General features: G+C 55.3%; 14 protein-coding genes. 11 read left to right on the forward strand and 3 right to left on the reverse strand.

Going from position 1 to position 14,743, the window contains the following annotated elements; genetic code table 11:
* Nucleotides 1–101: 101 nt before the first annotated feature.
* The 4 genes from B3B59_RS05130 (at nucleotide 102) to pspG (ending at nucleotide 3,546) form a co-directional block, all read left to right on the forward strand.
* Nucleotides 102–590, forward strand: coding sequence for a cupin domain-containing protein (locus tag B3B59_RS05130; RefSeq protein WP_286808274.1), 489 nt, complete (start codon nucleotides 102–104; stop codon nucleotides 588–590).
* 171 nt (nucleotides 591–761) lie between these two features.
* Nucleotides 762–2,087 (forward strand): conjugal transfer protein TraF, encoded by a 1,326-nt coding sequence (locus tag B3B59_RS05135; RefSeq protein WP_286808276.1) that lies wholly within the window; start codon nucleotides 762–764, stop codon nucleotides 2,085–2,087.
* An 82-nt stretch (nucleotides 2,088–2,169) separates the two neighbouring features.
* Nucleotides 2,170–3,165 (forward strand): tRNA dihydrouridine(20/20a) synthase DusA, encoded by a 996-nt coding sequence (dusA, locus tag B3B59_RS05140; RefSeq protein WP_286808278.1) that lies wholly within the window; start codon nucleotides 2,170–2,172, stop codon nucleotides 3,163–3,165.
* Nucleotides 3,166–3,303: 138 nt separating this feature from the next.
* The gene (pspG, locus tag B3B59_RS05145) at nucleotides 3,304–3,546 is read left to right on the forward strand and encodes an envelope stress response protein PspG (protein ID WP_040077608.1); all 243 of its coding nucleotides are present in this window, start codon (nucleotides 3,304–3,306) and stop codon (nucleotides 3,544–3,546) included.
* Nucleotides 3,547–3,731: 185 nt separating this feature from the next.
* Here the strand turns inward: pspG and B3B59_RS05150 are convergent, their stop codons facing one another.
* On the reverse strand, nucleotides 3,732–4,715 hold the full coding sequence (locus B3B59_RS05150) for a quinone oxidoreductase (RefSeq protein ID WP_046885535.1): 984 nt from the start codon (nucleotides 4,713–4,715) through the stop codon (nucleotides 3,732–3,734).
* A gap of 66 nt (nucleotides 4,716–4,781) precedes the next feature.
* On the opposite strand from B3B59_RS05150, the gene dnaB reads away from it, so the two are divergent.
* The 6 genes from dnaB to B3B59_RS05180 all read left to right on the forward strand — a co-directional run bounded on the left by dnaB (nucleotide 4,782) and on the right by B3B59_RS05180 (nucleotide 10,542).
* A complete protein-coding gene (gene dnaB, locus B3B59_RS05155) occupies nucleotides 4,782–6,194 on the forward strand; it encodes a replicative DNA helicase (RefSeq protein ID WP_040077606.1) in 1,413 nt (470 codons plus the stop codon).
* A gap of 146 nt (nucleotides 6,195–6,340) precedes the next feature.
* Nucleotides 6,341–7,420 (forward strand): alanine racemase, encoded by a 1,080-nt coding sequence (gene alr / locus B3B59_RS05160; protein WP_286808281.1) that lies wholly within the window; start codon nucleotides 6,341–6,343, stop codon nucleotides 7,418–7,420.
* 117 nt (nucleotides 7,421–7,537) lie between these two features.
* Nucleotides 7,538–8,731: an aromatic amino acid transaminase gene (gene tyrB, locus B3B59_RS05165; protein ID WP_046885564.1), complete on the forward strand. Its 1,194-nt coding sequence runs from the start codon at nucleotides 7,538–7,540 to the stop codon at nucleotides 8,729–8,731.
* A 196-nt stretch (nucleotides 8,732–8,927) separates the two neighbouring features.
* On the forward strand, nucleotides 8,928–9,641 hold the full coding sequence (aphA, locus tag B3B59_RS05170) for an acid phosphatase AphA (protein WP_040077604.1): 714 nt from the start codon (nucleotides 8,928–8,930) through the stop codon (nucleotides 9,639–9,641).
* Between the two features lie 128 nt (nucleotides 9,642–9,769).
* On the forward strand, nucleotides 9,770–10,186 hold the full coding sequence (locus tag B3B59_RS05175; protein WP_040077603.1) for a secondary thiamine-phosphate synthase enzyme YjbQ: 417 nt from the start codon (nucleotides 9,770–9,772) through the stop codon (nucleotides 10,184–10,186).
* Nucleotides 10,187–10,188: 2 nt separating this feature from the next.
* Nucleotides 10,189–10,542 carry an MmcQ/YjbR family DNA-binding protein gene (locus B3B59_RS05180; protein WP_046885533.1) on the forward strand — a complete coding sequence of 118 codons (354 nt, stop codon included), beginning with the start codon at nucleotides 10,189–10,191 and terminating at the stop codon, nucleotides 10,540–10,542.
* 3 nt (nucleotides 10,543–10,545) lie between these two features.
* On the opposite strand, the gene uvrA is transcribed toward B3B59_RS05180, so the two are convergent.
* The gene (uvrA, locus tag B3B59_RS05185; RefSeq protein WP_040077600.1) at nucleotides 10,546–13,368 is read right to left on the reverse strand and encodes an excinuclease ABC subunit UvrA; all 2,823 of its coding nucleotides are present in this window, start codon (nucleotides 13,366–13,368) and stop codon (nucleotides 10,546–10,548) included.
* 247 nt (nucleotides 13,369–13,615) lie between these two features.
* Between uvrA and ssb1 the strand changes: the two genes are divergently transcribed.
* Nucleotides 13,616–14,146, forward strand: a complete 531-nt coding sequence (ssb1, locus tag B3B59_RS05190; RefSeq protein WP_006177466.1) for a single-stranded DNA-binding protein SSB1 — start codon at nucleotides 13,616–13,618, stop codon at nucleotides 14,144–14,146.
* A gap of 70 nt (nucleotides 14,147–14,216) precedes the next feature.
* Here the strand turns inward: ssb1 and B3B59_RS05195 are convergent, their stop codons facing one another.
* Complete coding sequence (locus tag B3B59_RS05195) at nucleotides 14,217–14,498, reverse strand: YjcB family protein (protein WP_040077599.1); 282 nt, start codon at nucleotides 14,496–14,498, stop codon at nucleotides 14,217–14,219.
* Between the last annotated feature and the right edge of the window lie 245 nt (nucleotides 14,499–14,743).

Raw genomic sequence — 14,743 nt, forward strand, 5'->3', positions numbered from 1 at the left:
AAAACGTGGAATAACAAGTCATCACTTTACCATGTTCTGGTCAAAACACCGAGATCCGCGCCTTGTGCTATACCTGAGCCAATAAACAGAGGAATAAAACGATGAAAAAACCTGACTGTATACGGCATTGGCGAGAGCTTGAGAGTCCCGATGACTCTACCTATCCCGACAGCGACGAACGCTTTTCTATTGGTGCTCCGCTGGCGCGTGCGCTGGGACTGGGTCGGATAGGTATCCATCATGAGCGCCTGCTGCCTGGACGCCGTACCTCGTATCCGCATGCAGAAAGTGATGAAGAGGAGTTTGTGCACGTGCTGGAGGGGTACCCGCAGGTGTGGATAAATGGCTATCTCTGGGAGCTGGAGCCTGGCGACAGCGTCGGATTCCCCGCCGGGACGGGCATCTGCCACACCTTTATCAATAATACCGACGCGGAGGTTCGCCTGCTGGTGATTGGCGAAGCGAATAAAAAACACAACCGTATCTATTACCCAAAAAATGCCGTCTACGGCGCCACGCGTGAAGATCGCTGGGTTGACCATCCACCGCAATTTTTTGGCCCTCACGATGGAAAACCTGGGCGAAAATAATTTCCTCTTCTATAAATATTGAGGGTCGTCACATATTAGAACAGGCCGGACAGGGAATTTAACTTAAGGAAATAGCAGGTCTTTTTGCACTTATTCACAGCAATAGTTTGCCCCTGTATGGGTGATAACAGACAGGGGTTGTTTAATAACAGACTATAAGACGAGAATACTGTGAAAAAACATTTTAAATTTTCGGTGGTTAGCATCGCTGTCTCCTTTTTTGTGGCAAATCAGGCGGGGGCAGCCAATACCTGGACAGAAGCTCGCGGCGACGCGATGGGTGGCACAGGCGTAGCATCGGCACATTATGGCAGCGCGGCGCTAATTAACCCCGCGTTGCTGGCACGCGCACAACAGGAAGATAACGTTACGATTATCCTTCCGACCGTTGGCGCGCAAATTAGCGATAAAGACAATTTGCAGGATGAAATTGATCACATTAACGATCGTGTCGATTATTACGATGATGTGGTTGATAACTTAACTCTGGAGAATATCTTGCTCGATCCGCGCGGAACCGCATTGAAGTTCCAGGGGGCGGCGGGCGAACTGGCGGATGAGCTCGATTACCTGCGCGGCAAAACTGCCCGTGCCAGCGCGGGGGCCGGACTCACTGTTGCTATTCCCACCCAGCAACTCTCCATGGCGTTTGTGGCGAAGGGTTATGCGCGCGGTCGCGTAAGCACCTCCATCGATCAGCATGATGTGGATTATTTACGCGGGATTCAAAACAGTAACCTGAATAATCCGTTAAGCCCTGTTTATCTGGAAGCCGGGAAGGCGGCGCTGGGCGGATCCGACGAAATCACCAAAAACCTGAACTCAACCGCATCGGGCAGAGTAGCCATTGTCTCTGATTACGGTATTGCGGTTGCTCGTCAGTTTGAGATGGGCGATGTGCCCGTGTCCTTAGGCGTGACGCCAAAGCTGCAAAAAACCTGGCTCTACAACTACACCACCTCTATTTATGATTACGACAGCAACGACTGGAACAGCAGTCGCTACCGTAATGACGACACCGGCTTCAACGTTGACGTGGGTATTGCCGCCGATCTGGGCGAAAACTGGACCCTGGGTCTGAGCGGGCAGAACCTTATCTCACGCGATATTGATACTCGAGATGTCCGCATCACCAATGGCTACACGGGTGAGGTGGTGAACTACAAAGATACCTACCAGATTCGACCGCTGGTTACCGCAGGGCTGGCCTGGCACACCGACCTGGTCACCATCAGCGCGGATGGCGATCTGACCGAAACCAAAGGCTTTAAATCGGAAGACACCTCGCAGTATGTGGGCGTGGGTGCCGAAGTGACGCCGCTGAGCTGGCTGGCGGTACGTGCGGGCTTCCGTGGCGATGTGAAAGGTAACGACAGCAATGTCTTTACTGGCGGTCTGGGCTTTGCGCCCTTTAACACCGTCCATGTCGATCTGACCGGTATTTACGGGGAAGATGAGACCTGGGGTGCCGGTGCGCAGCTCACCATGACCTTCTAAAGTAAACCGGAGGCGCTGCGCCTCCGGCTTCTCTTTGTGCTATAGTTACGCCCCCTTTTTACCAGATGCTTAAAACTTCGCCATGTCGTCAGAACTTCAGTCTGTTTACCCAGCCCACCGTTTCTCCATCGCGCCGATGCTCGACTGGACGAACAGGCACTGCCGTTATTTCCTGCGTTTGCTGTCGCGCAATACGCTGCTCTACACCGAAATGGTGACGACCGGCGCGATCATTCACGGTAAGGGTGACTATCTGGCCTACAGCGAAGAGGAGCATCCGGTCGCCTTGCAGCTGGGCGGTAGCGATCCGGTGGCTCTGGCTCACTGTGCCAGGCTTGCGGAAGCGCGCGGCTACGATGAGATCAACCTCAACGTAGGCTGTCCTTCTGACCGTGTGCAGAACGGTATGTTCGGCGCCTGCCTGATGGGCAATGCTCAGCTGGTTGCCGACTGCGTGAAAGCGATGCGCGATGTGGTCTCTATTCCGGTAACGGTTAAAACCCGTATCGGCATTGATGATCAGGACAGCTATGAATTCCTGTGTGATTTCATTAATACGGTTTCCGGCCGCGGTGAGTGCGAGATGTTTATCATCCACGCCCGCAAAGCCTGGCTCTCTGGCCTGAGTCCAAAAGAGAACCGCGAGATCCCGCCGCTGGACTACCCGCGCGTCTACCAGCTGAAGCGCGATTTTCCGCACCTGACCCTGTCTATTAACGGTGGTATCAAATCGCTGGATGAGGCGAAAGCGCATCTGGAGCACATGGATGGAGTCATGGTGGGCCGTGAGGCCTATCAAAACCCGGGTATTCTGGCCTCCGTTGACCGCGAAATTTTTGCTGTCGACGGCATCGACAACGATCCGGTCTCTGTCGTGCGGGCGATGTACCCCTACATTGAGCGCGAGCTCAGTCAAGGGACCTATCTTGGCCATGTGACTCGCCATATGCTCGGCCTGTTCCAGGGCATCCCGGGGGCGCGCCAGTGGCGCCGTCACCTGAGTGAAAACGCCCATAAAGCCGGAGCGGATATCGAGGTGCTCGAACAGGCGCTCCGCCTGGTGGCGGACAAGCGATAAATTTCGCTAAAAAATCGTCAAATAGACCACGCCTTGTCATTGTGACAGGGCGTTTTTGTATATAAATCAAAGCGCTAAAAACTGGCATGAATCTTGTAATGATGTGCATATCATGGTGACATTAGCTGGGAGAGAGTCATGCTGGAATTGCTGTTTGTTGTGGGATTTTTTGTGATGCTCCTGGTCACAGGGGTATCCCTGTTGGGAATTATTGCCGCGCTGGTGGTGGCAACGGCAGTGATGTTTGTCGGCGGTTTGTTCGCCCTGATGTTTAAAGTTCTGCCCTGGTTGTTACTGGCCGTGGCCGTCGTCTGGGCGATACGGGCGATAAAATCGCCAAAAGTCCCGAAGTATCAGCGCAATAACCGTTTTCGTTACTAAGGTATTGAGGGGTTCGTCACAACCCTGCAACTTTTCCGGCGGCGGGGCTTAGAACGGAATAGGATTTACTTATCAAATCTGTCACTATGACTGCCGTTAAAGAATTCATCGTGCTGTACCCTACATACAGCCGAACTAAAAAAAAGAAAGGGCTTCCTACGGGAAGCCCTAATTCTTTATACGCATCATGGAATTAACAGACTCGACCCCTGCGTTGCCCGACTCTCCAGTATCTCATGCGCGCGCTGCGCATCGCTTAGCGCATATTTCTGCGCCTTTGCAACATCGACTTTGATAACGCCGCTGGCAATCAGCGAGAAGAGCTCATTGCTGGCCTCCTCTAACTCTTCGCGGCTGGTGATGTAGCCCTGCAGGGAAGGGCGGGTCACGTACAGCGAGCCCTTCTGATTCAGAATGCCAAGATTCACCCCTGTAACGGCCCCGGAGGCATTCCCGAAGCTCACCATCAGGCCGCGACGTTGCAGACAATCCAGCGACGCCTCCCAGGTATCTTTCCCTACCGAGTCATACACAACCCGCAGCTTTTTGCCGCCGGTGATCTCTTTGACCCGCTCAACAATGCTCTCTTCGCGGTAGTTAATCACCTGCCACGCCCCCGCCTGCTGTGCGCGCTGCGCTTTTTGCGCACTGCCGACGGTACCAATCAGCTTCGCCCCCAGCGCTTTTGCCCACTGGCAGGCAATTAGCCCTACGCCGCCTGCGGCAGCATGGAACAGAAACGGCTCGTCCGGCTTGATCTCATAGGTTTTGCGCAGCAGGTAGAAGACCGTCAGCCCCTTCAGGAATGATGCCGCCGCCTGCTCAAACGAGATAGCCCCAGGAAGGATGGCGGCTTTATCCGCCGGCACGTTATGCACCGAGCTATAGGCCCCAAGGGCGGATTGCGCATACACGACACGATCGCCCTCCTTGATGTGCTTCACCGCGCTGCCCACTTTTACAACGATACCGGCAGCTTCGGTGCCCAGTCCGCTGGGCAGCGACGGCGGTGGGTACAAACCGCCCCGGATATAGGTATCAATATAGTTAATACCAATCGCTTTGTTCTCGACCTGAACCTCGTTATCGCCAGGCGGTGCGGGGGTAAACTCCACCGCCCTCAACACGTCCGGACCGCCATGTTTCTGGAACTCAATGCGTGTTGCCATGCTCCCTCCGTAAGAAAAATATGGTAATCTTTCGACCCACTCTTTATCTCGGTAACTCCATTCACTATGGCAGGAAACAAACCCTTCAACAAACAGACTGAACCTCGTGAGCGCGATCCACAACTCGCCGGGCTGAAAGTCCCGCCGCACTCGATTGAAGCGGAACAGTCGGTGTTGGGTGGGTTAATGCTGGATAACGAGCGCTGGGACGACGTCGCCGAGCGCGTTGTGACGGATGATTTCTATACCCGTCCGCACCGCCATATCTTTACTGAAATGGCGCGTTTGCAGGAGTCAGGAAGCCCCATCGACCTGATTACGCTGGCGGAATCGCTGGAGCGTCAGGGTCAACTGGATACCGTAGGCGGCTTTGCCTACCTGGCTGAGCTGTCAAAAAACACTCCAAGTGCCGCAAACATTAGCGCTTATGCCGACATCGTCCGCGAACGTGCTGTTGTTCGCGACATGATCTCTGTGGCCAATGAGATCGCCGAAGCCGGTTTCGATCCCCAGGGACGTAATAGCGACGAACTGCTGGATCTGGCGGAGTCTCGCGTATTCAAAATCGCTGAAAGCCGCGCGAACAAGGATGAAGGGCCGAAAAACATCGCGGAAGTGCTTGATGCCACCGTATCGCGTATAGAGCAGCTCTTCCAGCAGCCGCACGACGGCGTCACTGGGGTTAATACCGGCTATGACGATCTGAATAAAAAGACCGCCGGGCTTCAGCCTTCGGATCTGATTATCGTCGCGGCGCGTCCATCGATGGGTAAAACGACATTTGCGATGAACCTCGTCGAAAATGCGGCGATGCTGCAAGATAAACCGGTTCTTATTTTCAGCCTCGAGATGCCCTCTGAGCAGATTATGATGCGTTCTCTGGCGTCGCTCTCGCGCGTGGATCAGACCCGCATCCGTACCGGCCAGCTTGATGACGAGGACTGGGCACGCATCTCTGGCACCATGGGCATCTTGCTGGAAAAACGTAACATCTACATTGATGACTCCTCCGGCCTGACGCCAACGGAGGTGCGCTCCCGCGCGCGGCGTATCGCGCGCGAACATGGCGGGATCGGTCTTATCATGATCGACTACCTGCAGTTGATGCGTGTGCCGTCACTGTCCGACAACCGTACGCTGGAGATTGCCGAAATCTCCCGCTCGCTCAAGGCGCTCGCCAAAGAACTTCAGGTGCCTGTTGTCGCCCTCTCGCAGCTGAACCGCTCTCTGGAACAGCGCGCCGATAAACGCCCGGTCAACTCCGATCTGCGTGAATCGGGCTCTATCGAGCAGGATGCCGACTTAATCATGTTTATCTATCGTGATGAGGTGTATCACGAGAACAGCGATCTGAAAGGGATCGCGGAAATCATTATTGGTAAGCAGCGTAACGGCCCCATCGGCACCGTGCGCCTGACCTTTAATGGGCAATGGTCGCGCTTCGATAACTACGCGGGACCGCAGTACGACGACGAATAACTCTCCATCATTCTTCACGCCGCAGGGGCATTGACTGCGCCCGCTCACCCCGGTCACTTAGTTTACGCAGCTCCCGGGGATTCACGGGCTTGTCGCCTTCTTGCAACGTGAAGGATTTTGGAGAGTCTTTTTATTAAGGAATTCACATGCAAGCGGCAACTGTAATCATTAACCGCCGCGCTCTGCGACACAATCTGCAATGCCTGCGTGAACGGGCACCCGCCAGTAAACTGGTTGCAGTCGTGAAAGCGAACGCTTACGGACACGGTCTTCTTGAGACCGCGCGAACGCTCCCCGATGCCGATGCTTTTGGTGTCGCCCGTCTTGAAGAGGCCCTCCGCCTGCGCGCAGGGGGCATCTCTCAACCCATCTTACTGCTCGAAGGCTTTTTCAACGCCGCGGATCTGGATGTCATCGCAGCGCAGCAACTGCATACCGCGGTGCATAACGAAGAGCAGCTGGCCGCTCTGGAAGCTGCACAGCTCAGCACGCCAGTCACCGTGTGGATGAAACTGGATACCGGTATGCACCGGCTTGGAGTGCGTCCGGAGCAGGCTGAAGCGTTCTGGCAGCGCCTGAGTCAGTGCAAAAACGTGCGTCAGCCGGTCAATATCGTCAGCCATTTTGCCCGCGCCGATGAGCCCGAGTGTGGTGCCACGGAACAGCAGCTGGATCTGTTTAACACCTTCTGCGAAGGCAAACCCGGCCAGCGTTCCATCGCGGCCTCTGGCGGTATTCTGCTGTGGCCTCAGTCGCACTTCGACTGGGTGCGCCCGGGCATTATCCTGTATGGCGTGTCGCCGCTTGAAGGCCAATCCTGCGGAGCGGACTTCGGATTTCAGCCGGTGATGTCTCTGGTTTCAACGCTTATTGCCGTGCGCGAGCACAAAGCCGGGGAGCCGGTCGGCTACGGTGGCACCTGGGTAAGCGAACGCGATACCCGTTTAGGCGTGGTGGCGATGGGCTACGGCGACGGCTATCCGCGTGCGGCGCCCACCGGTACCCCCGTACTGGTAAATGGCCGCGAAGTGCCGATTGTTGGCCGCGTGGCGATGGACATGATCTGCGTTGACCTGGGGCCGGAGGCCAACGAGCGCGCGGGCGATCCGGTGGTGATGTGGGGGGATGGCCTCCCGGTGGAGCGCATTGCAGAAAGAACAAAAGTGAGCGCTTACGAACTTATTACGCGGCTCACCTCTCGCGTGGCCATGCACTACCTGGATTAAGACAGATCGGAGCGCGGTGAGATGCCGCGCCCCGATTCCCTTCACAAGGCTCGATCTTCTTTCGCTTCCGGTTTATTGTTGAAATCCCTGCCTTATAAAAATCCGGAGAACCATCGCGTGTTCCAGAAAGTAGACGCCTACGCCGGCGATCCCATTCTCTCCTTAATGGAGCGTTTTAAGGACGATCCCCGCAGCGATAAAGTGAACCTGAGCATCGGTCTTTATTACAACGAAGACGGCATTATTCCTCAGCTTAAGGCCGTAGCCGAAGCTGAAGCGCGCCTGAATGCGGTGCCGCACGGTGCCTCACTCTACCTGCCAATGGAAGGACTCAATACCTACCGCAATACCATTGCGCCGCTGCTGTTTGGTGCCGACCATCCGGTGTTGCAAAACAAACGTGTGGCTACCATTCAGACGCTGGGCGGCTCGGGGGCATTGAAAGTCGGTGCGGATTTTCTGAAAAAATACTTCCCGGATTCCGGCGTGTGGGTCAGCGATCCAACGTGGGAAAACCACGTCGCCATCTTTGAAGGCGCGGGCTTTACGGTAGATACTTATCCATGGTTTGACACGGAAACCAACGGCGTACGCGTTTCGGCGTTGCTGGAAAAGCTCACGACTCTGCCAGAACGCAGCATTGTGCTGCTGCATCCATGCTGCCATAACCCAACCGGCGCGGATCTCACAAACGAGCAGTGGGATGCGGTTATTGAGGTGCTGAAAGCGCGTAATCTGATCCCGTTCCTCGACATCGCCTATCAGGGCTTTGGCGCGGGAATGGAAGAGGACGCTTACGCCATTCGCGCCATTGCCAGCGCCGGGCTGCCCGCGCTGGTGAGCAACTCCTTCTCTAAAATCTTCTCGCTCTACGGCGAACGCGTGGGTGGCCTGTCTGTGGTATGTGAAGATGCCGAAGCGGCCAGCCGCGTGCTTGGACAGTTGAAGGCGACGGTGCGCCGCATCTACTCCAGCCCACCGGCGTTTGGGGCGCAGGTCGTGGCCACCGTGCTGGGCGATGAGGCATTAAAAGCCAGCTGGCTTGCTGAAGTCGAAGCCATGCGTAGTCGTATCCTGACGATGCGTCAGACGCTGGTTGAGGTGCTAAAAGAGGCGGTGCCGGGGCATAACTTCGATTATCTGCTTAAGCAACGCGGTATGTTCAGTTACACCGGTCTCAGCGCAGCGCAGGTTGATCGTCTGCGAGAAGAGTTTGGCGTTTATCTTATCGCCAGCGGCCGCATGTGCGTAGCGGGGCTGAATACCCATAACGTTCAGCGCGTTGCACAGGCCTTTGCTGCTGTAATGTAAGCACTTACTTACCATGCCCTCTCTCGCTGAGTGAGGGCATTGGGTCATGCTCAACACTCTGTGATCGTCTTCTTTTTTCTTCATATTCATAAGTAAAAACTCCTTTCCTTCACTGCTTTCAGGGGTTATGGTCGGAAAGTTTTTTGACCATCCACTCAAATTAAAAGAATAAATGTCTGAATATTCAGGGGAAAACATGCGCAAGATCACACTGGCGCTCAGCGCCGCCTGCTTACTCTTCTCTCTCAACAGTTCCGTTGTTGCCCGCGCCTCCGCGCCCACGCCGTTATATAACGGCACTACCGCCGCAAAACTGGCGGAACAAGCCCCAATTCATTGGGTCTCTGTTGCCCAGATTGAAAATAGCCTGCTCGGCCGTCCGGCGATGGCGGTGGGCTTTGATATAGATGATACCGTCCTCTTTTCCAGCCCCGGCTTCTGGCGCGGTAAAAAAACATACTCGCCTGAGAGTGAGGCGTACCTGAAAAATCCCGAGTTTTGGGAAAAGATGAATAACGGCTGGGATGAGTTCAGTATTCCAAAAGAGGTGGCTCGCTCGCTGATTGCCATGCACGTAAAACGCGGCGATAGCATCTATTTCGTGACGGGTCGTAGCCAGACCAAAACCGAGACCGTCTCTAAAACCCTGCAGGGCCTTTTCGGCATCCCGGCCGCCAACATGAATCCGGTGATTTTCGCGGGCGATCAGCCAGGCCAGAACACCAAAACCGAGTGGTTGCAGCAAAAGCAGATCAAAGTGTTCTATGGCGACTCGGATAACGATATCTCCGCGGCCCGCGACGTGGGCGCCAGAGGTATCCGCGTGCTGCGCGCCTCTAACTCCACCTATCGACCACTACCGATGGCAGGGGCGTTTGGCGAAGAGGTCATTGTTAATTCGGAATATTGATCGCTGCCCGGTGCGGTCAGCGCACCGGGCATTTGATTATTTTTTAGCCTTATCGGGCTCTTCGGGTTTTACCTTTTGCCGTATTGCTGCACACTTAGAAGGACAATTCTTTCAATACGGAGCCGTTCATGTGGTATCAGCAAACCCTGACCTTAAGCGCGAAACCTCGCGGATTTCATCTGGTGACGGACGAAGTCATCGGGCAACTTCGCGACCTGAGCCGTATTAACGTCGGGCTGCTGCATCTGCTCCTGCAACACACTTCCGCCTCCCTTACCCTCAATGAAAATTGCGATCCCACGGTGCGTGCCGATATGGAACGACATTTTCTGCAAACTGTGCCAGACAATGCCCCTTATGAGCATGACTACGAAGGCGATGACGACATGCCTTCGCACATCAAATCGTCTCTGATGGGCGTCTCGTTAATGTTGCCGCTGCATAAAGGGCGGATACAGTTGGGCACATGGCAGGGAATCTGGCTGGGGGAACATCGCATCCACGGCGGCTCACGCACGATTATCGCCACCATCACGGGGGAATAAAGATGACCATTTCGGAGATATTACAGTACTGCATGAACAAAACCGGCGCAGAGCAGAGCGTGCACAGCGACTGGAAAGCCACCCAGATTAAAGTGGCGGATGTCCTGTTCGCGATGGTGAAAGAGGTCGAAGGGCGACCGGCGGCGTCACTGAAAACCAGCCCGGAACTGGCAGAACTGCTGCGTCAGCAACACAGCGATGTCCGTCCCAGTAAACATCTGAATAAAGCACACTGGAGCACCGTCTATCTCGATGGATCGCTACCGGATTCGCAAATTTACTATCTGGTAGATGCCTCGTATCAGCAGGCAATTGAGTTGCTGCCGGAAGCGACCCGACAGCAACTTTCAGTGTGATGACTACAGCATCGGCTTAAGGAAACGTGCGGTGTGCGAGGCTTCGCACTCCGCGACGGTCTCTGGGGTACCGGAGACCAGGATCTCACCGCCGCCGCTACCGCCTTCCGGACCGAGGTCTACAATCCAGTCCGCGGTTTTGATCACGTCAAGGTTGTGCTCAATGACCACAATGGTGTTGCCCTGATCCCGGAGCTGATGCAGTACGTCGAGCAGCTGCTGAATATCCGCAAAGTGCAGACCCGTGGTCGGCTCATCGAGAATATACAACGTCTGACCGGTACCACGTTTAGAGAGTTCACGCGCCAGCTTCACGCGCTGAGCTTCACCGCCGGAAAGGGTGGTTGCCGACTGCCCCAGGCGAATATAGGTCAGACCCACATCCATCAGCGTTTGTAGTTTACGCGCCAGCGCCGGTACGGCATCGAAGAACTCACGCGCCTCTTCGATGGTCATATCCAGCACTTCGTGGATGGTCTTGCCTTTGTACTTAATCTCCAGCGTTTCGCGGTTATAGCGTTTGCCTTTGCACTGATCGCAGGGGACGTAAATATCCGGCAGGAAGTGCATTTCAACCTTGATCACGCCGTCGCCCTGACAGGCCTCGCAGCGGCCGCCGCGAACGTTAAAGCTGAAACGTCCAGGCGTATACCCACGCGAACGTGATTCCGGCACGCCGGCAAAGAGTTCACGCACGGGCGTGAAGACGCCGGTATAGGTCGCCGGGTTGGAACGTGGCGTTCGCCCGATAGGGCTCTGGTCGATATCGATCACCTTATCGAAGTGTTCCAGACCTGAAATTTCGCGATACGGTGCCGGCTCCGCCAGGGTCGCGCCGTTAAGCTGCGTCTGTGCAATAGGGAACAGCGTATCGTTAATCAGCGTCGATTTACCGGAACCGGATACCCCGGTGATGCAGGTAAACAGCCCAACCGGCAGCGTCAGCGTCACATCTTTCAGGTTGTTACCGCGCGCGCCGGTCAACTTAAGCACTTTTTCCGGATCCGCCGGAACGCGCTGTTTTGGCACGTCGATTTTACGCTTACCGCTCATGTACTGGCCGGTCAGCGACTCGGGCACCGCCATGATGTCGTTCAGGGTACCTTCTGCCACGACCTGGCCACCATGTACACCCGCACCGGGGCCAATATCGATCACGTGGTCGGCAGCGCGAATGGCGTCTTCGTCGTGCTCGACCACAATCACCGTGTTGCCGAGGTTACGCAGGTGGATAAGCGTACCCAGCAGACGTTCGTTATCGCGCTGGTGCAGGCCGATAGAGGGCTCATCCAGTACATACATTACCCCAACCAGCCCTGCGCCGATCTGGCTGGCCAGACGGATACGCTGGGCTTCACCGCCGGAGAGGGTCTCTGCGGAGCGAGAAAGCGTCAGGTAGTTCAGACCCACGTTCACCAGGAATTTGAGGCGATCGCCAATCTCTTTCAGCACTTTTTCCGCGATTTTTGCTCGCTGGCCGGAGAGCTTCAGGTTGTTGAAGAAGTCCATCGCGTGACCGATGCTCATGTCGGAGATGGTCGGCAGCGGGGTATTTTCAACAAAGACGTGGCGCGCTTCGCGACGCAGACGTGTGCCGTCACAGGTGGCGCAGGAGCGGTTGCTGATGAACTTCGCCAGCTCTTCTCGCACCGCGCTGGATTCTGTCTCTTTGTAGCGGCGCTCCATGTTGTGCAGCACCCCTTCAAAAGGATGGCGTCGCACGGAAGTATCACCGCGATCGTTCATGTACTTGAACTCGATGTTCTCTTTAGCGGAACCGAACAGGATCACTTTGTGCACGTTTGCGCTCAGGCTGGCCCAGGGGGCTTCAACGTCGAACTTATAGTGCTCAGCCAGCGACTTCAGCATCTGGAAGTAATAGAAGTTACGCTTATCCCAGCCGCGGATCGCGCCGCCAGCCAGCGACAGTTCCGGATTCTGGATCACGCGGTCAGGATCGAAGTACTGCTGCACGCCCAGGCCGTCACAGGTTGGGCAGGCGCCCGCCGGGTTGTTAAACGAGAACAGACGCGGCTCAAGCTCGCGCATGCTGTAGCCGCAAATCGGGCAGGCGAAGTTGGCGGAGAAGAGCATCTCTTCCGCTTTGGTATCGTCCATATCTGCCACTACCGCCGTACCGCCGGAGAGATCCAGTGCGGTTTCAAACGACTCGGCCAGACGCGTTGCCAGATCTTCACGCACCTTAAAGCGGTCGATAACCACTTCGATGGTGTGTTTCTTTTGCAGCTCTAGCTTTGGCGGATCGGAGAGATCGCACACTTCTCCGTCGATACGGGCGCGGATGTAACCCTGGTTGGCCAGGTTTTCCAGCGTTTTTGTGTGCTCGCCTTTACGCTCTTTAATAATGGGAGCCAGCAGCATCAGGCGTTTGCCCTCTGGCTGCGCCAGTACGTTATCCACCATCTGACTGACGGTTTGCGCCGCCAGCGGCACGTCGTGGTCCGGGCAGCGTGGCTCACCAACGCGGGCATACAGCAGACGCAGGTAATCATGGATTTCCGTGATTGTCCCTACCGTCGAGCGCGGGTTGTGCGAGGTAGATTTCTGCTCGATTGAGATGGCCGGCGATAGCCCTTCAATATGGTCTACATCCGGCTTCTCCATGAGCGACAGGAACTGACGCGCATAGGCTGAGAGTGATTCAACGTAACGACGCTGCCCTTCGGCATATAAGGTGTCGAAAGCCAGAGAAGATTTGCCAGAACCCGACAACCCGGTCACGACGATCAGTTTGTCGCGAGGGATGACGAGGTTGATATTCTTGAGATTGTGGGTGCGGGCGCCCCGAACTTCGATCTTATCCATTCACCTTTCCCGGTTGGAACACGGAATGCCTGGTTTGTTTGAAGGACAACCGGCATAAACGGCTAATTATGACACAAATTAACCTGTTTGAATATACAGTATTGGAATGCAAATTCCGGCGGGTTGTGTAACAATGTCGAGCTCGCGAGAGTTTTCTGGACCCGCCACGCAACTATGCAAATTGACGCGTGGAAATGGTACACTCGCGCGTTTACACTATTAAGAAACGTATTCAGGAGACACGATCATGGCCAGCAGAGGCGTAAACAAGGTGATTCTCGTCGGTAATCTGGGCCAGGACCCGGAAGTACGCTACATGCCGAGTGGTGGTGCAGTTGCCAACATTACGCTGGCTACTTCCGAATCCTGGCGTGATAAAGCGACCGGTGAGATGAAAGAGCAGACCGAATGGCACCGTGTCGTGCTGTTTGGCAAGCTGGCAGAAGTGGCCGGCGAATATCTGCGTAAAGGTTCTCAGGTCTACATCGAAGGCCAGCTGCGTACCCGCAAATGGACCGATCAGTCCGGCGCAGAAAAATACACCACTGAAGTGGTGGTGAACGTGGGCGGCACCATGCAGATGCTGGGTGGCCGTCAGGGCGGCGGCGCACCGGCGGGTGGCGGTCAGAACCAGCAGCAGGGCGGTTGGGGTCAGCCTCAGCAGCCGCAGGGCGGAAACCAGTTCAGCGGCGGCGCGCAGTCCCGTCCGCAGCAGCAATCTGCTCCGGCACCGTCTAACGAACCGCCAATGGATTTTGACGACGACATTCCGTTCTGATTATCCGCATTTGCGATGCACATAAAAAAACCCAGACCATGTCTGGGTTTTTTATCGCTTATTTTCAGCATCAGGTGTACATCATCGGCCAGTCTGGCGGGGTATGGCTCATTGCCTCTACCATGATCTCTTTTACGTTATTCCAGATCACTGCCGCATCGATCAGCGTGATACCCAGTAACCCCGTCGCAAACCAGCAGGCAGCAGCGACACCCAGGAAGGTGCTAATCACCGCCAGCCCCGCGTAATCTGCTTTCCGGAACTGGATATTCAGCGTGCTGGCCAGAAACATCAGTACAGCGCTAAACAGCGGCCAGCGTAAAAGCACTACGCTGGTAGTTAGGGTTGCCATAAAACCGATCCTCAAAATGAACGTCGCCGGAAATAGCGATATTGCTCACAGAGGTGGCAAACTGGCTATCGGCAGACTTAGACACACAACAATGAAACAGCGTTTCTCGTTACACAATATGTGTGAACTATATCACATTTGTTCTTTTATTCGCCAGTAGCGGAGCGCAAAAAAACGGCATCTTTTTAGCCATTTTAATTGCGTGGTTATTAGGGCCAGATAAATATATCTTCGCTTGCTAAGCG

This window comes from Leclercia sp. UBA2479 (assembly GCF_002341985.1).
Classification (GTDB): domain Bacteria; phylum Pseudomonadota; class Gammaproteobacteria; order Enterobacterales; family Enterobacteriaceae; genus Enterobacter; species Enterobacter pneumoniae.

Bases quoted from the DNA above. Each gene is read 5' to 3' on its own strand.
- B3B59_RS05130 (WP_286808274.1), top strand. From the start codon at position 102: ATGAAAAAACCTGACTGTATACGGCATTGGCGAGAGCTTGAGAGTCCC.
- dusA (WP_286808278.1), top strand. From the start codon at position 2,170: ATGTCGTCAGAACTTCAGTCTGTTTACCCAGCCCACCGTTTCTCCATC.
- pspG (WP_040077608.1), top strand. From the start codon at position 3,304: ATGCTGGAATTGCTGTTTGTTGTGGGATTTTTTGTGATGCTCCTGGTC.
- B3B59_RS05150 (WP_046885535.1), bottom strand. From the start codon at position 4,715: ATGGCAACACGCATTGAGTTCCAGAAACATGGCGGTCCGGACGTGTTG.
- dnaB (WP_040077606.1), top strand. From the start codon at position 4,782: ATGGCAGGAAACAAACCCTTCAACAAACAGACTGAACCTCGTGAGCGC.
- alr (WP_286808281.1), top strand. From the start codon at position 6,341: ATGCAAGCGGCAACTGTAATCATTAACCGCCGCGCTCTGCGACACAAT.
- aphA (WP_040077604.1), top strand. From the start codon at position 8,928: ATGCGCAAGATCACACTGGCGCTCAGCGCCGCCTGCTTACTCTTCTCT.
- B3B59_RS05175 (WP_040077603.1), top strand. From the start codon at position 9,770: ATGTGGTATCAGCAAACCCTGACCTTAAGCGCGAAACCTCGCGGATTT.
- B3B59_RS05180 (WP_046885533.1), top strand. From the start codon at position 10,189: ATGACCATTTCGGAGATATTACAGTACTGCATGAACAAAACCGGCGCA.
- uvrA (WP_040077600.1), bottom strand. From the start codon at position 13,368: ATGGATAAGATCGAAGTTCGGGGCGCCCGCACCCACAATCTCAAGAAT.
- ssb1 (WP_006177466.1), top strand. From the start codon at position 13,616: ATGGCCAGCAGAGGCGTAAACAAGGTGATTCTCGTCGGTAATCTGGGC.
- B3B59_RS05195 (WP_040077599.1), bottom strand. From the start codon at position 14,498: ATGGCAACCCTAACTACCAGCGTAGTGCTTTTACGCTGGCCGCTGTTT.